General features: G+C 40.5%; 19 protein-coding genes. 8 read left to right on the top strand and 11 right to left on the bottom strand.

Features of this window, described 5'->3' with window-relative positions; genetic code table 11:
* Nucleotides 1-99 precede the first annotated feature (99 nt).
* The gene (locus UABAM_RS21145) at nucleotides 100-5,643 is read right to left on the bottom strand and encodes an ATP-binding protein (RefSeq protein ID WP_151969987.1); all 5,544 of its coding nucleotides are present in this window, start codon (nucleotides 5,641-5,643) and stop codon (nucleotides 100-102) included.
* Between the two features lie 171 nt (nucleotides 5,644-5,814).
* Here UABAM_RS21145 and UABAM_RS21140 point away from each other — a divergent pair, with 171 nt between their 5' ends.
* Together UABAM_RS21140 and UABAM_RS21135 are read left to right on the top strand one after the other, a co-directional pair.
* A complete protein-coding gene (locus UABAM_RS21140) occupies nucleotides 5,815-6,435 on the top strand; it encodes a metallophosphoesterase family protein (RefSeq protein WP_151969986.1) in 621 nt (206 codons plus the stop codon).
* A 48-nt stretch (nucleotides 6,436-6,483) separates the two neighbouring features.
* The gene (locus UABAM_RS21135) at nucleotides 6,484-7,467 is read left to right on the top strand and encodes a glycosyltransferase (RefSeq protein WP_151969985.1); all 984 of its coding nucleotides are present in this window, start codon (nucleotides 6,484-6,486) and stop codon (nucleotides 7,465-7,467) included.
* Between the two features lie 3 nt (nucleotides 7,468-7,470).
* Here UABAM_RS21135 and UABAM_RS21130 read toward each other — a convergent pair whose 3' ends face one another.
* The 5 genes from UABAM_RS21130 to recD2 form a co-directional block, all read right to left on the bottom strand.
* Nucleotides 7,471-8,427 (bottom strand): hypothetical protein, encoded by a 957-nt coding sequence (locus tag UABAM_RS21130; RefSeq protein WP_151969984.1) that lies wholly within the window; start codon nucleotides 8,425-8,427, stop codon nucleotides 7,471-7,473.
* A 123-nt stretch (nucleotides 8,428-8,550) separates the two neighbouring features.
* A complete protein-coding gene (locus tag UABAM_RS21125; RefSeq protein WP_151969983.1) occupies nucleotides 8,551-10,170 on the bottom strand; it encodes a hypothetical protein in 1,620 nt (539 codons plus the stop codon).
* 10 nt (nucleotides 10,171-10,180) lie between these two features.
* The gene (locus UABAM_RS21120; RefSeq protein ID WP_229759288.1) at nucleotides 10,181-11,113 is read right to left on the bottom strand and encodes an ABC transporter ATP-binding protein; all 933 of its coding nucleotides are present in this window, start codon (nucleotides 11,111-11,113) and stop codon (nucleotides 10,181-10,183) included.
* A 1-nt stretch (nucleotide 11,114) separates the two neighbouring features.
* Nucleotides 11,115-12,980 carry a hypothetical protein gene (locus UABAM_RS21115; protein WP_151969982.1) on the bottom strand — a complete coding sequence of 622 codons (1,866 nt, stop codon included), beginning with the start codon at nucleotides 12,978-12,980 and terminating at the stop codon, nucleotides 11,115-11,117.
* Nucleotides 12,981-13,018: 38 nt separating this feature from the next.
* The gene (gene recD2 / locus UABAM_RS21110; protein WP_151969981.1) at nucleotides 13,019-15,178 is read right to left on the bottom strand and encodes an SF1B family DNA helicase RecD2; all 2,160 of its coding nucleotides are present in this window, start codon (nucleotides 15,176-15,178) and stop codon (nucleotides 13,019-13,021) included.
* A gap of 267 nt (nucleotides 15,179-15,445) precedes the next feature.
* Here recD2 and UABAM_RS21105 point away from each other — a divergent pair, with 267 nt between their 5' ends.
* The 3 genes from UABAM_RS21105 to UABAM_RS21095 all read left to right on the top strand — a co-directional run bounded on the left by UABAM_RS21105 (nucleotide 15,446) and on the right by UABAM_RS21095 (nucleotide 19,723).
* Nucleotides 15,446-15,925: a nucleoside-triphosphatase gene (locus UABAM_RS21105; protein WP_151969980.1), complete on the top strand. Its 480-nt coding sequence runs from the start codon at nucleotides 15,446-15,448 to the stop codon at nucleotides 15,923-15,925.
* 2 nt (nucleotides 15,926-15,927) lie between these two features.
* The gene (locus UABAM_RS21100) at nucleotides 15,928-18,621 is read left to right on the top strand and encodes an AAA family ATPase (protein ID WP_151969979.1); all 2,694 of its coding nucleotides are present in this window, start codon (nucleotides 15,928-15,930) and stop codon (nucleotides 18,619-18,621) included.
* A 352-nt stretch (nucleotides 18,622-18,973) separates the two neighbouring features.
* Nucleotides 18,974-19,723, top strand: coding sequence for an LIM domain-containing protein (locus tag UABAM_RS21095; protein WP_151969978.1), 750 nt, complete (start codon nucleotides 18,974-18,976; stop codon nucleotides 19,721-19,723).
* A gap of 297 nt (nucleotides 19,724-20,020) precedes the next feature.
* Here UABAM_RS21095 and UABAM_RS21085 read toward each other — a convergent pair whose 3' ends face one another.
* Nucleotides 20,021-20,656 carry an MOSC domain-containing protein gene (locus UABAM_RS21085; protein ID WP_151969976.1) on the bottom strand — a complete coding sequence of 212 codons (636 nt, stop codon included), beginning with the start codon at nucleotides 20,654-20,656 and terminating at the stop codon, nucleotides 20,021-20,023.
* 90 nt (nucleotides 20,657-20,746) lie between these two features.
* Between UABAM_RS21085 and UABAM_RS21080 the strand changes: the two genes are divergently transcribed.
* From UABAM_RS21080 to UABAM_RS33500, 3 genes are read left to right on the top strand one after another with little or no spacing between them, the layout of a single operon-like run.
* Nucleotides 20,747-21,631 carry a 1,4-dihydroxy-2-naphthoate polyprenyltransferase gene (locus UABAM_RS21080; RefSeq protein WP_151969975.1) on the top strand — a complete coding sequence of 295 codons (885 nt, stop codon included), beginning with the start codon at nucleotides 20,747-20,749 and terminating at the stop codon, nucleotides 21,629-21,631.
* Entirely contained in the window at nucleotides 21,628-22,689 is a 1,062-nt protein-coding gene (gene menC / locus UABAM_RS21075; RefSeq protein WP_173013471.1) for an o-succinylbenzoate synthase, read from the top strand. The genes UABAM_RS21080 and menC overlap by 4 nt, the downstream gene beginning before the upstream one ends.
* Entirely contained in the window at nucleotides 22,682-22,837 is a 156-nt protein-coding gene (locus UABAM_RS33500; protein ID WP_173013470.1) for a hypothetical protein, read from the top strand. Before menC ends, UABAM_RS33500 begins: the two co-directional genes overlap by 8 nt.
* A gap of 94 nt (nucleotides 22,838-22,931) precedes the next feature.
* Here UABAM_RS33500 and UABAM_RS21070 read toward each other — a convergent pair whose 3' ends face one another.
* From UABAM_RS21070 to UABAM_RS21055, 4 genes are all read right to left on the bottom strand, one after another.
* Nucleotides 22,932-23,636 (bottom strand): PEP-CTERM sorting domain-containing protein, encoded by a 705-nt coding sequence (locus UABAM_RS21070; protein ID WP_151969973.1) that lies wholly within the window; start codon nucleotides 23,634-23,636, stop codon nucleotides 22,932-22,934.
* A 353-nt stretch (nucleotides 23,637-23,989) separates the two neighbouring features.
* On the bottom strand, nucleotides 23,990-24,637 hold the full coding sequence (locus tag UABAM_RS21065; RefSeq protein WP_173013469.1) for a response regulator: 648 nt from the start codon (nucleotides 24,635-24,637) through the stop codon (nucleotides 23,990-23,992).
* A 351-nt stretch (nucleotides 24,638-24,988) separates the two neighbouring features.
* Nucleotides 24,989-25,381 (bottom strand): DUF6768 family protein, encoded by a 393-nt coding sequence (locus UABAM_RS21060; RefSeq protein ID WP_151969971.1) that lies wholly within the window; start codon nucleotides 25,379-25,381, stop codon nucleotides 24,989-24,991.
* Nucleotides 25,374-25,901 (bottom strand): RNA polymerase sigma factor, encoded by a 528-nt coding sequence (locus UABAM_RS21055; RefSeq protein WP_151969970.1) that lies wholly within the window; start codon nucleotides 25,899-25,901, stop codon nucleotides 25,374-25,376. Before UABAM_RS21055 ends, UABAM_RS21060 begins: the two co-directional genes overlap by 8 nt.
* Between the last annotated feature and the right edge of the window lie 123 nt (nucleotides 25,902-26,024).

Raw genomic sequence — 26,024 nt, 5'->3', positions numbered from 1 at the left:
CTCATGAATACTATTGACGAATTAAGAAAAGAACTTCCAGAAGTGAATAAAAAAGAAAACGATGCACAAGTGCTAAATGGTACTTGTGCATCGTTTCTTCTAAATGTCCATGTCAGACAAATATTTCTCGATCATTTTTTCTAGAGAATCAATGATGTATGGACGTAGGTTTTTTGCAGAAATGATATCGTGAAGAGATCCCACAGTTTGTGCGCGTTCCACTGAGTGTATACTGTCAAACTCTTGGGCTAAGTCGTTTTGCTTTTCCGTATATACTCTTTGGAAAATTTGTTTAAACTCTCCTTGAGAAATCTTTCCCGCAGCAAGATCTTTTTGCGCCGTAATTACCGAAGAGTCACTGTAGGTTTCCTTTTGCACCTTCTTCGGAAATACCACTGCTGCTGCTGGAGCACCACCGATTACCGACGCATATGTCCCTTCAATCGCCGCGACACGTAAGTGTGGGTTTAAGGAACGTGAAAAGACCACGTAAGCTCCTCCGTGATAACGTGCCGTCACGACGAAAATGATGGGTCCTTTAAAGTTGACCACCGCACGACCAATTTCCGCTCCGTATTCTAGTTGGAAATTGCGTAGCGATTCCGGAGAACCGTCAAAACCCGATAGATTCGCCAAGATAACTAAAGGCATACAATCGCTGTAGGAATTGATGGCGCGCGCAATTTTCTTTGAAGACTGCGGAAAAAGTGTTCCACCATTCCATGTTTCGGGTCCGTCGTTGGCCAAAGGTCCAATCCGCGTTAGTGGGCGACTTTCAATACCGAGTAGGCCCACAGAGTGTCCACCAATGCGCGTTTCCCAAACAATACCGATTTCAGCATCTTTCATTAAATTCCAACGTTCGAGATAACCGAAATCACGGTCAACCACCGCTTGCATAATTTGACGCATATCGAAAGGCTTTTTGCGTTCGCGATTTTTTTCTATGCTGAAAATGTCGCCAACTTTTTCAAAACCTTGGCCTAATGAATCGCTATAAGACGCTTCACTCACATTGCGATTTACAGAATCCTTGGTTTCGCGTTTCATTGGGAAGGTACAACCAGGAGCGCGATATGTCACATCGTAATGTCGGAAAAGTACTTGGTACGCTTCGGTTAGATTGTCGACCCAAATTTGTGCCTGACCATTCGGGGCCATAATGCGCTCAGCTCCACCGATGCCTAAGTTATTTTCTGCAGAAACACTTCCCGAAAAATCTAGGGCTTTTTTACCAGTGAGTAACATAGAAGCGTCGCTGGTCATAATCAGTAAACCAGGTGTGTGCATCAGCATGGTCGCTTCCGCATTCCAGTAAGACTGTGCACCAACGTTGGTCCCTGCCACAATCATGTTAACTTCCCCACCTTGTTGCGTAAACTCGATGATGCGTCGCAAAGTACTGGCTGTCCAATCGAGATTTTCCGTACCACTGCGCATATCGATTCGCGCCCCAGAAGAGATCGGAATCCACTCTACAGGCAACTTGTGTTGTTGCGCATAGTCAATCGCGGCATTGATACGACGGCATTCTTCTTCCGCAAGAGATCCCATGTCTCCGCTTGGATCACCTAAAATCAAAACGCGCTTAAGTCCATAGGGGTGATTTTTCGAGAAATTGATAATGATACCGAAAATGATATTACTCGTATTTTTACCATATGGGCGATCCGCAACTGAAACCAATTTGTGTTGTTTGGTATTTTCATCGAATTGCAAATCCAGCTCTTTAAAAACACCACGCGGAAGATTTTCGCTATTAGAATGCCCAGGACGCGTAAGCATTTTGATAAGTTCGTAAGGATATACAATGCCACGGCGACGACAACGAACATTTTTTGCCACATAGTGATCCATTGGCTCCAGTGGTGCCTTAGAAATTTGTCGTCCGCGTATCGAAAAGTGCAAACCAGAAATATTTTCAAATAGAAATTCCATTTCTTTTTCAGGTTTTTCGAGATCAGTGTGCGCATAAATCACAGTTTTTTCTAAACCGAGACCATAGAAACGCGGTGCCAATTTTTTGGCATATTTTTCGATGAGTTTCAATTTAATGTCCAGTGGGGAACGGATATGCATAATAATGCGATTCCAATACAAGCGCGTTCCATAGGCCGCTTGATAGGTACGAATCATATAGATCGCTTCGGTAATGCTATGCTCTAAAGTCGGAATAGAAGTAATGTACTGCTCTTCGTCGTATTGTGGGTTTGTATCTGTCACATTACACAACACAAACAAGCGCTGATCTTTCTTGTTGTCTTTGGCCGTCGCGCGTAACAAGTACACTGTTTTCGTTTTGTTTAGAAGCTCAAGATGAAAATTGCGTAAGCGTTCTACGCGTAATTCATTGTAAATAAGAGGACTAAAATAACGACGCTGCTCGTTTTCTTGCCATGTATCATCGTTGCCTTGCTCGATGGTACGGTATGTGAATTCGAGATCTTTGTAGAAAAATCCCAAATAGAAATTTTTGATTTTTTGCGAACAGGTGTTTAACTTCGCAATAAATTCCTCTTCTTTTTTCTCATCCTTATTGCCTGGAGAAGAGACAAAAAGCATGATTTCTGGTGAATCTAGCTTACTTTCCTCGATATATTCATAAAAATCTTTGATGCGATTTTTATACTTAATTGTCGAGATCACCCCTAAAACAAAATGCATTGTTTTACGTTTTTCGGTGTATTTTAGATGGTAAAAATAGCTGTTGTTTTGTTGTACTACTTTACCACTGTGGAATTTGCGGTAGCGATTAAAACGTCGCGCTAAGAGTTCTAAAGCCAACTGCTTTTTATCCACATCCTTGTCAAAAGTAAGATTGATCAACTCGAAGTTGATGTAGTTACCCGAATTGATGATCTTCTCTATATATTCGTCACTATCAGCAACATCTTTATCGAGAAGCGTGTCAAAAGCCTCAAGTAGTTCTTGACGATTTTCATTGCGAATTTCGGTGAGATTTGGGCCGTCTACTAGGTGATAGCGCGCGTGAAAAGCACCATCGACCAAACTGGGGTAACGTAACTGTGATTCGCGAATCAGTTTATCGAGCAAACTTCCCAATAAATCGCGGTCGTAACGTTCTTTCTGAAAAAAAGCAATGTCTTTCACAGCAAAAAGAGCTGTTTGTAACACCGATGCCTTTGATTTGGAATTGGCGTACGACTTATAAATACGAAAAATAGCGCGATTAATCGTTTCGTAATGATTTAAACTGCGATATGTGTACCAACGAATGGCTTTTTCTAAGCGCTCGATAAACGCCTCAGGCAAACCCTTTTCCCGGTCTTCGGTGCGTTTAAAGAAATGTGCAAGAAGTTCTTGGCAGTTGAGTGCTTGTGCAGAACTTTCTGTACCAAAGCGCTTCGAAGTGAAAAGGCTTTCAATAGAAATAAAGATTTCCGTTGCTTTGATCAAAGTCTTGTATAATTTTTTCTGATACGCAGGATTTTTGTCAACAAATTGCTGCATATCGCTCCAAATAGTCGCTTGTTGTGCAGCATCATAACCGAGAAAAATGGCTAAAAATTCTTGTTCTAGCACTTCCCAAGTTCTCTCACTTTTGTTCTTGAAGTTTTTGCCTTTGCTAATTGACTTAAAGTCAACGCGCTTGGCTTTAGGCGCCTTTTCTCCGCTTTCTTGCTCTTTGGAATCAACAGAAACCAGAGGCTGTCCAGCAGCGACTTGTTCGCCTTTTTGTACATGAAGCGACTTGATCACGCCGCTTTCTGCGGCAAAAATGGCGGTTTCCATCTTCATCGCTTCTAGGGTTAAAATCACGTCGCCCTTTTGTACAGTGTCGCCTTCTTTTTTCAAAACATTGATGACCATCGCCGGCGCCGCCGATTTAATCACCCCTTGAGAATCCATTTCAATCGGGTGCGGTACTCCGTCTACTTCGCAAATAATAGTGTCACCACGCTCTATATTCTGAATGACAAAACGTTTGCCTTCATAAATGAGGACTCGCTGGTCGTCTCGTGGCAGATATGTCACCACAACGAGCGTTTTGTCGATAAGAACATGAAATACATTTCCGCCTACAGACTTTACAAAAAACACATAGCTGTTTCCCGCAAGTTGTAGTTCAATTTCTCTACCTGTTGGCGAAGGCACATTGCGCAAGTAACCACTTTTGGAAAATTGCTGTTGAAAATTTTGCAACTCTTCGCGGTATTCTTTTAAGTAACTTTCTATTGCACAGGAGACAAGCGCGATATGCCATGATTTGCCCTGCGGACGCTTTTTATTCAGAAAGCGTTCGATAAATTTGGTATCAGCAACACCGTTTACTACTTCTTTGGAGTTTAAAAGCTCTAATAAGAACGCGCGATTTGTGATACCACCTTCAATTTTAATGTGCATTTCTTCTAAGGCACGCTTCAATTTGGCAATGGCCATCTCACGATTAGGGGCATAACTAATGATTTTGGCGATCATCGAATCAAAATCAGTGGGAATTTCGCTGTGTTGCTCCACACCAGAATCTACACGAATTCCAGATCCCGCAGGCATTTTCAACACCGAAATCAGCCCTGGTGCAGGAATAAAATCGTTTTCGGGGTCTTCGGCGTTAAGACGTACTTCCATTGCGTGACCACGCGCAGAACAGTCAAATTTGACCTCTTTGCCAAAAGCAACATCAATTTGCCCTTGAACTAAATCGACTTGGTAGATTTGTTCGCTAATGGGGTGTTCAACTTGCAAACGAGTATTGACTTCCATAAAATAATACTCTTCACGCGGAACGTCGTAAATAAACTCTACAGTACCTGCGCTGCGATACTTCGCCGCTTTCAACAGTTTCGCCGCATCCTTTTGGATAGACGTCATCAATTTTTCGGAGAAATTTGGTGGAGGAGTCTCTTCAATAACTTTTTGGTTGCGCCGTTGCACAGAACAATCCCGCACCCCAAAAGTATTGACGTTACCATGACTATCGACCAAAGTTTGCACTTCAAGGTGGCGACTTACTTCAACCATACGCTCCATAAAAATGTGATCGTTATTGGTAATACGCAACGTTTCTTCACGAGCCGAAGCAAATTGCTTTTCCAATTCCTTAGGTGTTCTGACCATACGAATCCCGCGTCCCCCACCGGCGTTTGCCGCTTTTAGTATGACGGGATATCCTATTTTTTCAGCAAATTTCGCGGCTTCTTCGACCGTTTTAAGAGCCTTTTTACTCCACGGTAAAATGGGAACTTTGGCCTTGTCAGCTATTTTTTTCGCTTCAATTTTGTCTCCCAGAGCCGCCATAGCTTTTGCCGAAGGGCCAAGAAATACGATGCCTTTTTCCTCCAAGAGAGAGACAAAATGGTCGTCTTCAGACACAAAACCCCATCCTGGCCATACGGCGTCGCATTTAGTTTTCTTGAGAGCATTGATGAGTAAATCGTAGTTAAGGTATGGACTAACGGTACTTGGTTTTTTTTCGAAATCACTGAAGTTGTAGGCTTCATTAGCGCGTTTCACGAATAGTGAGTTTTCTTCATTTGGTATGTAAAAAGCAATAGTGCTGAGTTTGGTATTATGTAAAAAATTATAGTCATTCACTGCGCGAATAAAGCGTATGGCTGCTTCACCACGATTGACAATCGCAATACGCGCATTTTTTTTTAATATTCCTTTGTGTTTATTCATAACTTTCCTGTGTATAATATATGTTTGTACTGGGCTCAAGAAGACCTCCCTACCAAACACCCTATTTAGTGCACAAACGCTGCACTTATAGTCTCAAGCCACAGTAACGTAGAAAATTACATTTTGTGGCAAATTGTAACAATAATGCTACTTTTGACAAGGTATATTTTTATGAAATTATTGCTATTTAGTGACCTGCACTGCAACAATATGGCTGCAAGATTTTTATTGCACTGTGCACAAAGCGTAGATATTGTAATAGGGGCAGGCGATTTTTGTAGTGCACATCGCGGTTTGCACCCCATTTTGACGATTTTAAAAAATATTTCGCAACCAATGATTTTTATTCCCGGCAACAACGAAACCGATAACGCGCTGCGTCAAGAATGTAGTGGTTTAGAGAACGTTCATGTTCTCCATGGCAATGGTTGCTCCCTACATGGAATTGAGTTCTTTGGCGTTGGTGGAGGTATCCCGATTACTCCTTTTGGTAAGTGGAGCTTTGACTTTTCCGAAATTCAGGCCGAAGAATTATTTGCTTCATGTCCAGACAATGCCATAATTGTCAGTCATTCTCCTCCAAAAGGTATCGTTGACGTATCGTCTTCCGGTAAAAGTTTAGGCAGTACCACGGTGCGCAAAGTCGTCGAAGAAAAGTCACCGCGTCTTGTTGTATGTGGGCACATTCATGGTAGTGAAGGACAAATCGAAAAACTCAACGATAGTTATATAATCAACGCTGGTCCGGCTGGTATTATTTGGGATTTAGATAAAAATGTTATCGTTACATAAAGAATTTGCAACTTGTTTAGAGTGTGTAATGTATAGAAAGGTCAACTAATGGAAATTAGCGTAATTATTCCCACATTTAATCGCAGTTTATTTCTTCCCAAATGTATACAGTCTGTTCTATTGCAAAACTATCCTGTAAAAGAAATTATTATTATAGATGACTTTTCAGATGACAACACGACTTTAGTCGTTGAAAATTTAATAAAAGAAAACCAAACTCAAACGAAAATAATTTACCTAAAACAAACAAAAAACCAAGGTGTTTCCAGTGCCCGTAATCTGGGTTTGAACGCTGCACAATATAACATTGTTCTATTCCTAGACTCTGACGATTACTGGGAACAAGACTACACAAGTAACGTTGTCAACATATTTGAAAAATACCAAGATGTCAGTATCATCTTTACTAGATTAAACGTTATCGATTCATCAAACAGACTAAGTGCAGAACAATTAATGGTCAAAGAGAAGAAAATAAGGTTTTGGAGGCAATGTTGTGAGAGCAAAGATGAACTATTTTTCGCCCCAACGCAACAGGTGAAGAGGCATGTTCTCATGCAGCAACTCACGTTTTTCTTAAGTGCATTAGCTATAAACAAAAGTAGAATGGATTGCCCTGTTTTTTTTGATAGCAATCTCTATTTTGCGGAGGATCATGAATATCTTGTGAGACTTCTAGATAACGCCAAAACCGTCGCCTATACCGACAAACCACTGTCCAACTACGTCATTCATGGTAGCAATACAGTTTTAGCAAACGCAGACTACCAAAAGCATATGCGTAACTTACACGGAGGAATAAGTTCTTGCCTAAAAATGTTAGCATGTTGTGACAATGCAGATGAGTATCAATTCTTACTAGAATATATCATAAACAAATTTCGTTTAATTGGCTGGCTAAAACAAGACCAAAACGATAGACACGGAGCTTACGAAGCCTTTAGAAATAGTTATTTATTCTCAAGAAAATGGAAAGATCTACTGCGGGTATGGAAAGCTAAATTGTACCTAGTTTTTTTTCACAAGCATTGATTATTATTCTCTAAAACTTGTACTATAGTCATTTGCGTCTTCTTCCACAAAGTTGTTTTTACGGTAAAGATTGTATAGAACGATAACGCAACATAATAGCATCACCGACAGAGTATACAGAAAAGCGCGTGATTTGTTGGCGATAATAGTCGCGTACTCGTAATCTACATAATTGTTATAGGGAAGAACCCATGAGCTATACAGGTGGTCCAAAAGCCATATGGGTGCGGTAGGGGCCAAACTTAAAAAAAACAATACTGTCACGCCAAAGAATACATGGTTTCTTTTGTAAAGAAAGCTACCAAAAGCCATTGCCACAAACTGACACAAAAGAAAACAGGCCAAAGTCCACAAAAAGTAGTGTCCCCAAGCGTTAGCCCACACAACGATATAAGAAGAGATATTTTGATATTGCGGTATGTTACCATGGTAACGTGGGAACAAAATACTCATGATAAAAGCGTAAAAAAGCGTATGCCATGTTGTATACAACGTTTTTTCCCACAGTACCTTACTCATTGCCACCAAAGTTGTTCGCAAATTCATCGTGTCTATTTTGTCCATTTTTTTACAAAACAGATATATATTTTTGGTGATGATCATCAACATCGCCATCCACAAACTAAAAAGACAAAGTGTGGAATGAAATTGAAAAAGACTATGTGATATCAGCACGAGAAGCACAAAAGGATACAACATTATTTTTACGAGAGAAGACAAATGTGCTTCATCTTTGAAAGATAAAATGAGAGTATTTGATCTTGGAAAAAACAACACCAAAAAGGTACAAAAACTAAATAACAGTAAAAAAGCAATCGCATATATACTAAAAGGCTGTCCTGCGATCAGGTGTTGTTGTCTTTCATAAATAATGATCGTCATGAGAACTAGAGTACATATGGAAACAATAGACATAATAATTATGTTTTTTAAAAAGCGACGTTTACCTTGCGCGACCATTTGTGTTCCTTGCTTTACACTTTATAGTACATATTTACTTTTGTGGTTGTAATCGTCACTCAGTATTCGATTACGGCTACGGTGACGATTACGGTCATGGTCACGGTCACGGCGACGGTTACCCTAGTCACATACGCGAATATGTTTTTGTGAACTTATGGACGCGGCGACATAAAAGACCACGGCTTGTACGGCGAAAATGACAAAGCCGATATTCATCGCGGTGTACATTCTGTTACTGTAGCCTGGTATGCGGCCATCTGTCACGGCAATAAAAATGGCAAAAGGGCTAAATAATGCCAAAACTCGATAATTACTCCGTGAACCACCCAAAATCTCTCGTGCAAATTCAGAAACTAGTATGGGCATTATGCACCATGCGGCTATCAAACCAACGGCAACAAGAGCTATTTTGGTGTTTTTGCGAAATGTCAACCCCAACCACATCATAAACCACTGTATGTTGGTGAAAATCAAAAAAGTGAAGACCACAGCGTATGTCCAACGCGCTCCAGAAGGAAGACGACTACTGGAATAATAACTGCGTGGAAATGCTGCTAGGTTAAAAGTATATATGCACAGTAGTAGTATGCAGATATATAATGTAAAACGTGTCACCGCCATTGCTTTTTGCCAAAATATGCTTCTTGTCGTCATCGTTGTGGTCAACAGCACATCCCAGGTTTCTTGTTTGATTTCGCGCTGAAATAACGTCACAGATCTCATGGTTAGAAAAAGTGCACAGATGGCCAGAGCAAAAAAATAGATAATCATCGCGAACTCATGGCGATTACCTCTTGAACTTGGTAGACTTCCAAAAAAACCAACACCAATGACCGCTCCTAAAATGAAAAATATCTTCGCGGCGAATGGCCATGAACTGTGACTACCTTCGCGCCACAAAATAGGTAAACGAATGTGGGGGACTTTTCTTTTGACGATATGGAAATCATCGCGTACCTTTTGCGCCATTGGCTTTTTATTCATACGTTGTGGATATGTGATGAGAAAATGCCTTGCTCCCAGTAAAAACAACGCCGCACTGATCCAAATAGGTATTGTGTAGGCAAACATTTCCCAGGGGCCACTTGCATAACTATCGAGGTAATAATAGAAAGCCGGAGGAAACATCACTATTTCTAAATAGTAACTAACATTATCAAAAATCTCAAAGAACGGAAAAAATATATAAAGTGCAAATCCCCATATGTAGGTCGCCATAATTGCTTTAATCGACGTTTTACAATAACAAGAAAAAAATAAGCCTACTGCAGCAACCTGAACAACAGTTAAAAATTGTGCGTACAGCGAGATCAGTATCTTCTTATTGGTGAGCCCCCCTAAAAGATATGCCAGATACATTGCCGGAAATGAAATCAGCAAAAAAGAGAAAATCGAGATCACCAAGCTAATGAATTTTTCAAATAAAATCAGTGTGGGACCCAGCTGCGTGGTAAGTAGCAATGAGAGAGTACGTTTTTCTTTTTCGTTGGTAATTACACAGGCACTGCTCATCGGTAAAATGACAAAAATGGCGATTATATTTATAATGTATATATACTCTAGTAGCCACCGTCCACTTCCCAGAACCCGATAAAGATTGTCGCTGCTGGTATAATTTGACCAGTTAACTAAAAAGATCGTATATAAACACAGGCCAAACAACACGCGCAAAATAAAGAGACGTTTTGTCGAAGCGTACTCAATCAATTCTTTTTGTAATAGAGGTAGTTTGGAAATCAATTTCGTACTCCTAAGCTGTTTTACCTTCGGTTAGTTTCATAAATACCGTTTCCAGATCAATAGCTCCTGGCTGGAACATACGTACGCAGGCTTTTAAGCTTATTAAATTCTCCAGTAGTTCTTCGGGCTTGAGTTCTTGTTCTTTGATGTGAATCTCTACGCGATTTTGTTCTTTTTGTACCGAGGCAACACCTGGTATAGCCGCAATCTTTACTTGTAAATCGTCATCATAGTTGAGAATTTGCGTGTGGATTATTTTTTCGACACCGAGCTGCGTGTATATTTCTTCGAGAGAACCTTCCGCGACTATTTTACCGGCCTCGATAATACCAATACGCGTACACAACTCAGAGAGTTCGCTGAGAATATGACTTGAGATCATGATGGTTTTGCCCATATTGCGCAACTCTTTTAATAGCTCGCGCATTTCAATACGGGCGCGGGGATCGAGACCACTTGCCGGCTCATCGAGAATCAAAAATTTGGGATCGTGCAACAAAACCCGCGCAATTCCCAAACGTTGTTTCATACCTCGCGATAGAGAATCTACTTGCGAGTATTTCTTCTTGGTTAGGTCCGTAAGAGCGAGTAAATCATCCACTAATTTTTTGCGTTGTGACCAACCAATGCGGTACGCCGCAGCAAAAAAGTGTAGATATTCTTGAACACTTAAGTCATCGTAAACGCCAAATGCGTCGGGCATATATCCTATGATACTGCGAATTTTTTTCGGTTCTCGTAGCACATCAATGCCATCGAGAAAAACTTTGCCAATTTGTGGTTTAAGAAGTGTGGCGAGAACTTTCATCGTCGTTGACTTGCCCGCACCATTCGGCCCAATAAAACCAAACACCTCTCCAGGCGGAATTTGCAAATTCATGGTATGAACAGCGATAAATTCATCATAGCGTACGGTCATATTCTTAATATTGACAAAACTCACATTATGCTCCTTTATAGTATAAATAGCGAAAGACGATGATTTTGTTTTGTTGCTCGCGAATTAAAACAACAACGTACTGGCTAGAATCTGTAGGGTCGTGAAGGGTTAGGTCGCTCAAGGCATCACTGCCTCCACTGGGGGATTTCTGCGCAAACAATATTCGCTCATCGCTAGGAAACGCATACGAAAAATGTAGTATACCTTGTACCAGTCCATTCGGGCTACCTTTCGCTGCATACACATAGCCTTTATGTATGATATAGATATAGTCAAAATTTTCGACACCAGGATAATTTCGCGAAGTAGCAACGGATCTAGGGCCGGAAAGGCTGCGATCATAAGCGTTGCGCATAATCGTGGCCTGAAAATCTTTTATATTCTCGGTAAGACGCGGAACAAAATTTTCCACCAATTCAAATTCAGACGTTTGCCGAAAAACTTTGCGCATGTATGGAGTCCATTTTTGTAAATTTTGCGTCACCGAAAACTGTGTGGGAAATGCACCATCATAGGAGCAATTTTCGTTGGTGTTGTAATTGTTATAGTAGTTAACATTCGCGTCAAGGTTTACCTGTATACTGTTTTCAATTGTATTGGTAATTTTCTGAGGTTTGGAACTCATGAAAAAGTGAAGGTCATTGCTACGCGCTACTTGTTTTTGAGAACCAATGTCAACGATGTGTAAAACTTTGCTCGTTTTTACTTCGCCTAAATATACATCGGCCACCCATTGGCAAAGTGCCCAAAAGCACAGCGTCGCAATAGGAAATGTAATCCAAGTGAGAACGCGCTTATTGAGTTTTTTTAGTACGATATATTCTATTGGGCCTACCAAAACCAAGAAAGAAAACAACAAAAGAGACAATAACCATGTGGGAGGAATTTGTACACTTTTTGGTAGTAGATAGTTACCAATCGACCCTGCTCCAGCGCGGGAACGCCGATAACGATAACGGTAACGATCGCGCCAATCTGTGGTAGTGTAGTAATAGTCAAAATCTTCAAGATAACGCTTTTTACTATAGACAATCTCCGTAGCAATGCTTTCTTTAATTTTCCACAACCACAGTATCATTTTTTTCCACTCGCTACTCACAAAACTAAAACTATCCGAGGGTTGTTGTGAAAAATCACACAGCACCACGCGTCCTAAACCATGACGGCTGGAATGAATATTCTTTGTGTAGTTGTGAATACTTTCCATGGCGCTCATTCGTGAGATAAAGTCAAGGTGATATTGTTTAAATAAACTGTCTTTTCCAATCACAATACATGCGCTTCCGCCCATACATATCCATTTCTCTACGATATGTATCTGTTCTTCACTCATGAAGTTTAAATGCCCACTATGAAGAAGCAGTAAGTCAGTATCGCAGTATGCCGTTATAAGGCTTTGCGGTATTTCATTTGGCGAGATACGTTTATAGGAAATGTAGGGTTTTTGGCCTTGACGGTTTTGTGGTAACAAGGCATAAACATTACAAGCTTGCTCTATGGCAGTGCTTTGTGAAAAGCTCGTGGTGATCAACAAATCAATTTTTCGTCCCAAATCGACATTTCCCAACGCGATTATATCGTCTTGCGTTTCGAAAAAGGCTTCGTAGTAAAAGTTTGTCAACGGTGGCAGCCATAACTGATAGTTGTTTTGTCCGGCAGTAAGAATGAGTTCTTTACTACGGTAAAACAAAATGTCCTCTCCGTAATATAACGCAAATTTTCCTTTTACGTTTCGCGAGGAAGATAAACTAAATTTCAGCTGGACAGGGGCGTTTTCGCGAATCATTTTCTTGTCGTTCATGACGAGTTGTACTTGAGCTTGTGCTTGCAACACAAACAAACACAATAATGTGAGTAATGTCCATTTCATATAAAAAATCCTACAAATAATGAGACAGGATTAACAGGTTAAGTACTTAACCAATGGGTTAATTTGGTGTAACGAGTTCGCGATTCGACATTGCGTACTGCAATTCCCAAAGCGCGCCAACTCCCCACGATAATCACCATTTTTTTTCCACGAGTAATGGCCGTATATAGTAAGTTACGTTGCAACATAATATAGTGTTGGGTAAATATAGGAATAACGACCACAGGATATTCACTACCTTGTGATTTATGGATACTAATCGCATACGCAAGAACGAGTTGCTCTAGTTCCGAAAATTCGTAGGTGACTTCGCGATGGTCAAAGGCAATTGAGAAAGTATGGTCCACGCGATTGACACTGCGTATAATACCAATGTCCCCATTGTACACGTCTTTTTCATAGTTATTGCTAATTTGCATCACCTTGTCACCTTCGCGAAACTTTCCCGTGGATATTTTTTTTTGTGATGTATTTAGCGACTGCGAAAGTAAGGCATTTAAATTGTCAGCTCCCACTTCTCCACGATACATGGGAACCAATGTTTGAATATCATGCATCGGATTGAAACCGTATTTTTTTGGCAGACGTTCTGTCACTAAATTGGTGATCATCTCCGCACCTTGTTGTGCATCTTCCGTCGGTAAGAAAAAGATGTCTGATTTTTCACTGTTGGCGATTTGTGGTAGAGAACCTGAGTTTATTTGATGCGCGGTTCGCACAATCGATGAATCCGTAGATTGTCTATAGATATGCGTCAGACGCGTCAGGGGCATACCATCATAAGCAATTAGATCTCCCAAAAAATTGCCGGGTCCGACAGAAGGAAGCTGATCGCAATCTCCGACAAATGTAATTGCTGCTCCGGGAGGAACGGCACTTAACAAGTGGTAGGAGAGAGATATATCCATCATCGATGTTTCATCTATAATGAGCCAGTCGATTTCCAAAGGTTGGTCTTTATTGTATTCAAATGCATTTTCATGAGGATTGTAGTGCAATAAACGATGAATAGTACTCGCAGGGGAACCAGATGCCTCGGAAAGACGTTTTGCAGCTCTACCAGTAGGGGCGGCAAGAGCAATACGATGATCGTTTCGTTGCAAAACCGAGACCAATGCTTTAATAATAGTCGTTTTTCCCACACCTGGTCCACCAGTGATAAGAGAAACCTTATTGGAGAGAGATAACTCAAGCGCACGTTTTTGTTCAGGGTGCAACTCGACATTCATTGTTTTCTTGATATGATGAATGACTTTCGCAAACTGTGGAATTTCAATGGAAAAAGACGTACGCATAATGGAACGCAAGTATCGTGCAACCTGTGTCTCACAAAAATAAATTCTTTTGAGATACACGGGGTTTTCAGGATCTTCTATCGCCACCAACTTTTCCTCATGAATGTTCTTTTGTAGAACTTCTCCAATAAGACAAGGGTCCACTTTCAGTAAATTATAAGTACGATCGATGAGTATTTCCTGAGGAAGATAGCAGTGTCCTTGGGAACTTGCTTCCCCCATAATGTGCATAATGGCTGCTTGAATTCGTTCTGGATCGTCTTCGGGAATTCCTACTTCGCGCGCAATTTTATCTGCGGTGAGAAATCCAATACCGTCAATATCAACCGCCAAACGGTAAGGATTGTTTTTTATCATAACCACTAAATTGCCACCGTATTTTTTATAAATTTTTGCCGCGCGACTTCCTTTAATACCGTGAGAAGTCAAGAACAACATCATTTCGTGGCGGTTACGTTGCGATTTCCACGAATTTTCAATCTCCGCAGCTTTTTTTTTGCCAATGCCTTGCACTTCTTGCATACGTTCGGGTTTGTTATCGAGTATATCAAAGGTGCTATCACCGAAATGTTTGACGATTCTCTTTGCCAAAGACGGACCAATACCAGTGACAATTCCAGAAGCCAAATACTTTTCAATAGACTCCTTTTGCGTGGGAAGAATAACTTCAAAACGCTCTATTTCAAGTTGCACACCATACTTTGCATGTTTCTTCCACACCCCACTTAGGCGTAGTTTTTCTCCCACATTTGCTGAAAATATATTTCCAACAATGGTAATCGATGGTTCACTTTCTTTGTAGGTAAAACGCGCTACGGTGAAATGAGTTTCTTCTGAGGTGTAAATAACACTTTCCAAGACCCCCTCGAGATTTTCAATTTTAGTATTGGCAACTGTAAGCATACTACAACCTTTGTGTAAGAGATAAGATTGTGCGGGAAATGTAATCAACTACGGACAGATATAAATATACCACAGAATCCGCTAGAATTCGCTAAATAGAGGCTAGAATTTCATTTGCAATAGGTAGTAAAGGTCTCTCAGAAATTCTCTGAATAAAATCTAACCTGTACATAGTGAAAAATCAAGCACAACAAAAATTTTCGTTGACCTAAAACTATTTTCATCTACAATTGAGCAAGTATAAAAAGAGCTTTTTAAGGTATATATATGAGTGAAATTTTGTGTTTTTTGGGTGTTTCAGGTAGTGGCAAAACTCAAGCGATAAAAAAAATGGTACAAACATTACCGGGAAAAAAAGGCGGCATTATCACGATAGGAGACTATAAAGATGGTAAACGCCAAAATTTTTGGGTCCGGGATGTCGTGACTGGTCAGGAAGTTTTATTAGCGCAAAGAGATTTAGCTGCAGACATTACTCAAGGAGCTTTTGGTTTTACACAACAAGGTTTATCATTTGGTAACAATTGTATACAACAAGCTCTGAAAGAACAAGTAGAGGTGTTATTTATCGATGAAATAGGGCCCTTGGAATTACGCGGAGAGGGCTGGTACCTCAGTTTGCAAATGATAGAGACAGCGAAAATCAACAAAATCGTATTTACTTCAAGACCAACAACTGTCACTCAAATTTGCGATACATTTTTTTCTAACAGGGATGTCCAAAAAATAGAAGTAAGTGGGATGTAGTTATGGATTTGCAAAAAATTATTTTTGGTTTAACTCTTCTTGGACGCGACGCAGAGCAAAGAGAAGTTGTCGAGCGCATTAAATCATTGTCTCAAGGACAAGGAGGCGTCCTTCTAGTAGAAGGTTCATCACAATACGGACAAAAAAACATTGTACGCAATATGGTCACAAACAGTGGCTTACCGTATTTCTTAGGCTATGGCTCACGCATCCCCGTTCCCTATGATGTATTTCGCTTTTCTTTTTCTAAAATATTTGAAGATTTTGCCGCACATCGCGAACAAAACTTACAAGGAATTAATAAGTTAGAAAAGGCCATTTACAAAGGCATTATAGGTAAAACAACACGTAGATTTGCACGTAGTAATTTATCCTTAGAGCCCAAAAGCCAAACCGATTTACATATTACATTTTCACGTCATCTCCTCAATGAAGACTTACCCGCCATTTTTTACTGCGAAGACTTACAGTGGGCAGAAACAAGCTCTCTAGAGTTGTTACTATTCCTCATTAAGAGTGCGATGAGCACCTCTGCCCCCATACTCTTTATCTTACAATACGACCTAGAAGACAAAGGAATGGTAACTCCTTTTGCGTTGCGCCAAAGAAACGTCTCTATTATGCAACAACTCAAAGCGATGAAGTCTGGAATAAAAAGACGTACTGGTCTACGACCAAAGGAATTCGTCGGGCAACTACAAGATTTAGAATATACACAAAAACTTGTGCTGCAACCAGTGAGTGAAAAAGAAATTGAGCGCGTATTTAAAAAGATACTGGGATATAAATTACTTTCCTCCACTTATGTCAATGCACTATGCTATCTCGCCCAAGGTAGCGGTTTTTTCGTAGGTGAATTATTGTTGTATTTGTCGCGTAATGTTTTAGAGTTTCGCTCACAAAAATGGCAGCTGAAATACGACGAACACCAAATTAAGCTATTTGATGACATAGATTACTTTACATTGGCCAACCTCGAAGACTTGGGGGAAGAAGTTTTTCAAGAATTGCAACGTGCGGCGTTATTACACTACCCCATTTCCAAAAAAGATTGGGCAGAAAGTAGTTCTCTTTCCAGTGAGAATTTTAAAAATGCCGCAGCAAATGCGGTAAAATACGGAATATTAAAACAGATCGCCGACGGGTATTACGTTTTCAACAATGATTACACAAAGTACACCTTAATCGCCAGCTGTTCTTCTGAAGAAGAACGACATTTACACACGAATATTGCCGCATCACTCACCGAATCGCACCCGGCGTATGTTCATCTATTTCATTGGAAGAATAGCGAAAAACCAGAAATGTCTCTAGACCACATGGTGCGCGCAGGAATTGAAAATGAAAAAATGATGGCCTACGAAAATGCTTATTTTCTATACGAAGAAGGCGCTAAGCTGTTTCCTGAAGCGCGTGAAATGTTTCTCGAAATATCAAAAGATATGTTAGAGTGCAGCAAGGATAAAGAAAAGAAAAAAGACAAAGACTTCTTAGAGCCACTACTCGCACTGGTAAAACTGTATCGCATTGCCGGGCTTATCGAAGCCACACCTCTTCTCAGCGACGAAGACATCGCTTTATGGAAAAAAATTATTTACGATTACAGTCCCGACAAAACATTTCCCGACTTTGCGTGGTTATTACTTTTCCTACTAAAATCCTACACCGCCAGTGTGAAAACATATTTCAAACCCGAAGTGGAAAAGTTAGCTCTTTTACTCATACGTGAACTATGTCCGGGCAAAGACCACCAGACCAAGACCATTTTCTTACAAGCTCTTGTTTCTTTTTCGCAAAACGACGAACAACGCAATCGTTTAGCTGTGAACATCGAGAAATGGGGCAGTTTACAAGCAAAACAAGGCAACTTACTCGACGCTGCGGTTAAGTATCTCGATAGTTACTATGTGTACTTATCTTGTAAAGATTATTTTAACTGTGCGCGTGCACTGCACCTAACCATTAAACTTTGCCAAGAAAATATTCACAACAACCACTTAATGCCTTTACTCCAAGTAGAAGCTTTAAGACTTCTTGCATGTAATTACCAAAGCTGGTCGCACGAAGAGCAAAAAAAAGAACAAGAAATTCAGGATGAATTTGCTCCTAAAAAACACCTAAATTATGCCTTGCAATCGGTCGCGGCATTTCTCGACAGCGCGCGATTTGGCCTGGAAAGATACAAATGCCCATGGTTGACAATTTACGGTCTACAACGCGCCTATAACTTTAGTGAAGAGATGTATGTAGAGAACGATCTTGTTAAAGAGTTATTGGATCAAGCAAAGAACGAGTGGGAGATCATCGCCGACGAAAGTTATGATAAATCTGCGGTTATTATCGCCAATAGTAGTGATGTGGGGGCTGCATGCGTCATTGGCGAAGCGGTGCTTCGCGAAGGGGTAAGTGTCGACATCGATGTTGAGTGCTGCAACGATCTTGAAAAGGCCGTAGAAAAAATGTCACAAAATGACATTTCCTTTCTACTGCTTCAGCCACACTCAAAATTTAGTTTTATGAGCACTGCGGAGGTAATGCACATTATAGCATCTTACCAAGAAGAGAAGCCGAGTGGATGGTTTATTCGCGAACACGGAGACCATATTCAGTTTATTGTATGGGAAACCACCTCTTCAAAGCTTCTCGCAACATGCTTGAAATTTCTCGATGAAAAAATTGTACGTAGTTACGTATAGTTTGTAAATTTCACTACCAAAACTTATTGAGCGCGATATGAAAAACTGTAGTTTGTGTAAACAAAAGATTATGGGTAAATTTTGGCAGTGCAAAAATAGTTATTTTTGTGCCAAGTGTTACCAAGCAGCCAAAAAATGTAGCCATTGCGGTTTGCCCACAAGGCGTGGAATCAGACGAGGTGAGAAAGTGTATTGCACTTCTTGCACCGCAAAGGCAAAGTGCTGCCAATTTTGTCGCAAACGCATTTTTGAAAAGTATTGGAAAGTGGACAACACCATAATATGCTCGACATGCTATAAAAAATCGCCTAAGTGTTCGCGGTGTCATAAAAGCACAAAGGACTACCTCAAGGTGCAGAAACTAATCTTGTGCGTGCAATGTTCAAACTCGGTAGAACTATGTGCAAAATGTCATATACCACTTATCGCCAAGTTTTTCAAATTTCCCAACGACAATCGTAAATTTTGTAGCGCTTGTGTAAAAAGTAAAAACTACTGCGATATGTGCAACACTCCGATCACCTCCAAATACTACCAAATCGGCGACAAACGCAATATTTGTAAAACATGTATGAAAACTGCGGTGCAAAGCCCTACTGCGGCGAAGAAAATTTTACAACGTGTCGTCGGCTTTGTTGCCAAAAAATTCGCAATGAAAATCAATTTGGCAACAGAGTTGGAGTTAGTAGACGCTTTAACGTTGGCAAAGATACGCAAAAAAAACGCTGTCAAATACGGTGCGACGGACCGACGTGCTCTGGGACTATTTGTACAACGCGGACGCGATTATCGCGTTTATATTGAGTCTCTTCTACCGTATTCTCTATGTATGGGCGTTCTCGCTCACGAATATACACACGCGTGGCAAGCCGACAATTTCCTCAAAAAGCCCAGTCTTCTAATTTTAGAAGGCCTAGCGGAATGGATCTCTTACAAAACTTTGATACATTACGGTTATAAATCGCAAGCTCTGCTCATTGAAAAACAACGTGATATCTACGGACAAGGTTTTCGTAAAATACGCGCTTTTGAAAAAAAACACGGCGAAAAGAACCTCTTAGACAAAATCACACAAATGGTGAACAAATCACAAATGTTGTAGGTAAAATTTCGTGACAGTGAACGATATTTTTCGATTACGGTTACGGCTACGATCACGGCTACGATCACGGCTACGATTACGGCTACGGTTACGACTAGGGTCATGGTCACGGTCATGGTCACGGTCACGTGACGATTACGGCGACACTATACCCCGTGTCATCCCTGACTTGATCAGGGATCCAGGCGCTTTCAAATTGACTTTACATTGCGGGTTTCCCGCTTCCGCTGGAATGACACCATAACGGTTATCTTAGCTTAGCACGTATATGACTTGATCAGGGACGACAAATAAGATCTACTTAATCTTAGCCCTTTTCTTCAAGTTTTCCTTCCATCCATCGGACAACCCGGTTATTTCTAGTAGCGGCTTAACTATTTCCATATTATCCATATGACAAAACATGGCGCGATTGAGTTTATCGATGGTGGCCTCTTCACTACCGCGATCTAGCATCGTAATAGATGAGTCCACGCAAATATTTCCTTCTTGCAAAACGCGCAAATAAAAACCGGTTTTGTACTGTTCGTGAATCCACTTTAGCATCAGAGGGTATCCGGCAGATCGGCCGATTGTATTACAGCGAATCGTAGGTTCGGAAATCTGAACAATGGCATCCCCCATCTGCAAAGTGTCACCTACACGAGCTTCGCATTCATCATAACCACAAATAGTAATGTTCTCTCCGAATGTAGGAATGGGCAACGATGATTGAGCGCGTTCCTCAAAAAAAGCGTAGTTGTCAAAACAAAACATATGGACCGCTTTGTGAACTCCACCATGTACCGGTTCATAACAACCATCGCCCTCAAAACCCATCTTCGTCAGCATAATTTTTTGCGATGTGGGTACTTTGCGAATTGCGGAGACAAACTCGTTATTCTCTGTTTTAATGGTTTGTGGCATACCTACATTGAGTGATTTTATTTGCATTGTTGTTTCCTAATCGTATTATGTATAGCAACTTGATGTGAAATATTTTCTCATACTATAAGACCTGTGACTGATTGACAAGGAGAAAAAATGGAAAATTCGTTTGTAAAAACGTGGTTTTTAGCCATGCGCCCCAAAACCCTATGGGCAGCTGTTTCACCAGTAATTGTCGGAACGGCGATGGCCTACGGCGATGGTTTTTTCCATCTAGTTATTTTTGCGGTTACTATGTCGTGTGCCATCGCCATTCAAATCGGAACGAACTTTGCCAACGACTATTACGACTTCGTCAAAGGTGCTGATACCGAAGAACGCATGGGGCCAACCAGAGCCACCCAAGCAGGCTGGGTAACTCCGCAAATCATGAAACGCGCTTTTATTTTTACCTTTGCCATCGCTTTCTTTTGCGGTCTATATCTTGCGTGGCATGGTGGGGTGTACATTTTGCTCATTGGTATTGTGTCAATTATTTGTGGCATTATATATACTGGTGGACCTTACCCTTTAGGATATAACGGCCTTGGAGATATATTTGTACTGATCTTTTTTGGGCCTGTTGCGGTAGGTGGAACATATTATCTACAAACATCCAACATAGAGTTTGTACACATACTCTGCGGTTTGGCATTGGGAGCTTTGGCCACGGCGATTATCATCGTCAACAACCTACGCGATATGGCCACCGACGTCAAGGTTGGTAAGAGAACTTTAGCGGTACGCTTTGGTAAAACCTTTACCTACATTGAATACGCCCTGTGCTTTCTCGGTGCCTTTGCACTACCTCTATATTTATACTTCACCCAAATCAAAGAACCCAATATCTTGTATACATTACTTCCGGCTCCTATCGCCTGTATACTTTTTGTGAAAATATTGCGCCTGGAAGGCAAACAACTCAATCCACTATTAGGGCAAACGGCTTTGGTGTTGTTACTTTATAGCCTATGTTTTTCTGTTGCGTGGATTTGGTCATGAGAGTAAACGATATAGTTATACATCCATTTGACCTTCCCTTGACAAAACCACTACAGTTGAAACGCGATATGGTCGAAAATCGTCGGGGACTTGTGGTGGAACTTCGCGGGGATGATTGTCGTGGTTACGGAGAAATTGCTCCGTTACCGTACTTTCACAACGAAACACTGCAACAAATCCACAACGAAATCGACATAATCAAAAACAGTATATACTCTCTTCAGTGGGATGCAAAAGCGGTTGTCAACACCCCAGGGTTTTTTGGCGAAAAACTCAGCGTGTATAACTTTGCGCCTAGCGTAATGTGGGGAATCGAAACAGCACTGTGGAATCTAACCAGCGATTACCTAAAAACACCTCCAAGATGCTTATGGAAAAAAGACTGTCGCGATATCATTGAAATAAACGGTCTTCTAAGTGGTAAACCACAGGATATAAAACAGCAAGTAGATATACTCAAAAAACAAGGTGTGCAAACGGTAAAACTAAAAGTAGGGAGAAACACCCTAGAAGAAGATTTGCAAAATATCGCTTACGTTCGTCAACAGGGAAAATGGAAAATGCGCCTCGATGCGAACCGCAGTTGGTCAGTAGCCCAAGCCCAAGATTTTCTACAACGCATAGAAGAGCACACCATAGAATATATAGAAGAACCCGTCGCAACACAACAACAACCACAACTGAAGTCGGACATTCGTGTTGCTTGGGACGAAAGCGTTTACGAACAACAACTTCCCCCCACAAAACCACCCTATCCTCAAGCAGTAGTTCTAAAACCAGCTCTCATCGGAGGTATTGCCAGGACTTTTCAATGGATTTCATGGGCGCAAAAACTTCGCATACCATGTGTGATGAGCAGTTGCTTTGAAACAAGCATTGGTCTGTTTATGTTGGCAAATATTGCCGCCACAACTTCACCTATTGCCAACGGACTTGACACCTACAAATGGCTACAATCAGATGTTGCGAATCCACGCTTTGCCGTAAAGGACAATCACGTTGACCTGTCGCAATTTTGTAATATCGTTTACCAATTTGAGGATAACTCCCGTGGATAAGAAACGCCATCACTGGACGGGAAGACGCACCGCTCCATGCGGATGTGTCTATCTAATGCATATTTCTAGATCCATTGGAGAGATGGAGCAAGAGTTGCTCGTTATGTGTGAGAAATGTCGTGAAAAAGATAATGATCGCGTTTGTTAAATAGTAAGGTGCCGTGCGGAATTCATAGCAAAAGTGAAATATTAAATCCGCACGATACGGAAAAACTATGTTGCGTTTTCCGATAAAAATAAAATTACTTTTTTCGCTTAATACCAAGTACCATTAACAAGCCGAGAAGCATCGCCATGTATGTCGAAGGCTCTGGCACCACGTTCGTTCCAACAGCAATTGTGGTAAGAAATAGGTTGTTACCGTCCGCAGCGCTTTCGTCAAACCTTACTCTTGTAATGCGTTCGTCAGACACAAAGCCAATAAAATCGTTGCCTGCAAACCCTTCGGTAAAAAAAGTTCCCAAGGCACCGTTTTCACCAAAAACGGTAACGGTATCATCTGGATTCACGCCATTACTATTTAAAAAAGTAATTCCAATAATGCTCCCGGAAGACCCACTGTCAAAATTCGAAAAATCTATCGAAAAACTGTCCGCTTGCTGACCAGATTGCCCAAAACTAAGTGCATCGCCACCAAAAGGTCCAAACGGATCGAGTATTTGCGTGTTGGGTTGGTCACTCTCAATGGTAACGTCGGCCACAAGTCCAGTATTTGCTTTGGAAAATGTAAAGGTATCGCCCAGTACATCTCCGATATTGGGTGGAGTATTCACTTCATTTGCCAAAGCTAGATCTACCCCGGCATTAAAACTGGCAATCGTATTGAAATTTGCAATCTGGTCATTAAAATTCGTCCCAGTAGCCCCAATAAAAGCTATTGTCTCGGCATAGGTTGCCGCTGGAATACAAAATGCTATCATAAGTAACAATGATTTTACAACTCTCATATTTATCTCCTAAAAGTTATGCATTGCTAACACCTTTGGCTGTTAACAACAAATAAATTTTATCGCCATATACAAAATCCACAATCATCACAAGTGATTATGAATCTTAAGTATAAGAGTTGATTTTTTTTTGTATATAGCAACAATCACAATTATCTACTAGCAAAAATTGCTACTTAAAATCATAATTGTTGCCATTATGCGATTTGTTTTATGTTTCTTTGTTGGAGTGGGAAGAAGTCATGGAGTGCTATAAAACCAGTAAAACAACTAGTACTCTGTAAATCTAGTTCAAGACTTCCAGAGTACTAGTCGCATATTATGAGTTTTCACAGTAAATTGTAAAAAGAGAATTACGATAAACTATTTTGCGCGGCATAGCATGTTAGTTCATTGGAGTTGTTTAGATTTAACTTACTTTTAATATTTGTTTTGTGAGAATGAATCGTACTAAGACTTATATTGAGTTGTTTGGCGATTGCGCGACTTGTCAAGCCTTTACCGATAAGATGGAAAACTTCTAACTCTCGGTTATTTAAAAGAGATAGAGGATTTTCGTCTTTAAAATTCTTACGTCGTAGTTTGTTGATCAGGTAGGTGTTGACACGATCATTTATGTATATTTTGCCACTCAAAACTTTACGCATCGCCGAAATGAGTTCTTTGGGATCGCTATTCTTATTGATATAGCCATTGGCTCCTGCAAGAATCGCTCGCTCGGCATAAAGTGCTTCTTCATGCATCGAAAATATTAAAATAGGAAGATAGGGATGTCTTTGACTAAGATTTTCCGTCAACCGAAGTCCGCATTCTCCTCCTAGAGAAATATCTATGAGCATCACATGAGGACTGACCAAATCAATTTGCTGTAGAGCGTCCTGAACACTTTGAGCTGCTCCACAAACAACAAAATCCTTCTCATTTTCAATTAAAAATTTCACCCCCTTAATTAAAATGGGATGATCATCGACAATAAATACTCTTGTATTTCCCGTTGTCATGTTGTAAACCTCAAGTTGCATATTTACATCAAATAGTACAAAGAAAGATTTGTGTTTAGAGGCGTCAGTTCTAAACACTTGGTTTCAAATCTAATTTAACACTTTATAACTTATTAACATATACATATATTATATATAAAATATATTTCAAATCAAGAACAAGTTTTGAGGAAATTACAAGATCTATCTGTACGACAGCGTGATGTTATCTTTAAAGGTTTATGACACTTCGGTTTGGAACGAAGCCGGGATTGGAAGCTCAAGTTATAAAAAATACTAAATATGCTGTAAAAAAGTAGTGACAACGTATTTATCACTACTTTTTTCAGCATTTATGGCTATTCAAAAATTCTATTTTTCTTCCAAGTGCTTTTGCAGAAGATCCGCAAGATGTACGATTTTTAGTTCTAGTCTTTTCACCTCACGAGTGATGGAATTTTTCTGCATCTCCATCCAGTACCATACCTTGAGCATCATCACTACGAATTGGCCAAAAACAAAACCCAATCCCCAGCCAATCAACTCACGCGTGGTTTCCACGTGGAAAAATTTTACTGCGCAGTAGACGGATAGTGCAAAAAAAACGAATATGTACACGTAAACCAAAATAGATAACCAGCGATTTTTACCGCGAAAGGTATCCATCACCATTTGCGATAGAGATTGTTGTTGGTCAAAGAGCGTTAGAATTTCTTTTTCTTCCACTTGTAGAGCTTGTTTAATTTTGTTATCTAAATTATCCATTTTGTGATCCTTCCAATTTGAGTTTGAGTTTTTCTCGTGCATGGTATAAACGCGACTTTACAGTACCTGTGGAAATGCTCAAAATCTCCGCGACTTCAGCAACACTCATTTCTTCTAAATAGTACAGAGATAAAACGGTTTTGTGCTGTTTAGACAAAGAGTTTAAAGCGATGTAAAATGCATCGTTGTTTTGCACTTCTTCACTTTGCGGTACTTTGGGAATTTCGCTGTAGCATTTTTGTTGCCTTTGACAACGTCGCACCCAGTCCGCGCATTTATGAGTGACGATCTTGTATATCCATGAACGAAATCGCGACGGATCTTGTAAATTGCGAAAACTTTTCATTGCTGCCATCCATGCCTCTTGAACCATATCTTTCGCAACCTCACCATCGCCAGTTAAATACCATGCGTGCTTTAATAAACGTGGCTGCCAATGGTCAATCAGTTTTTCGAGTGCGTCGCTATCCCCTTTTTGGCTGCTAAGAACCAAGTATTCTAAATACACTTTGTGTTTCATTTGTATATCCTTAAACGTTCTTTTGCAACTAAGTCGTTTTGCAATGGCTATTGGTTCAAAAAATGATAAAATTTTTGATATGGGACCGGTGACTAGCCGGCGTAGGACATCTCACACCAACAC

The sequence above is a fragment of the Candidatus Uabimicrobium amorphum genome (assembly GCF_009002475.1).
In the GTDB taxonomy this organism is placed as follows: domain Bacteria; phylum Planctomycetota; class Uabimicrobiia; order Uabimicrobiales; family Uabimicrobiaceae; genus Uabimicrobium; species Uabimicrobium amorphum.
The sequence above is the reverse complement of the archived record's forward strand: the minus strand, read 5'-3'. Positions and strand labels throughout refer to the sequence as shown.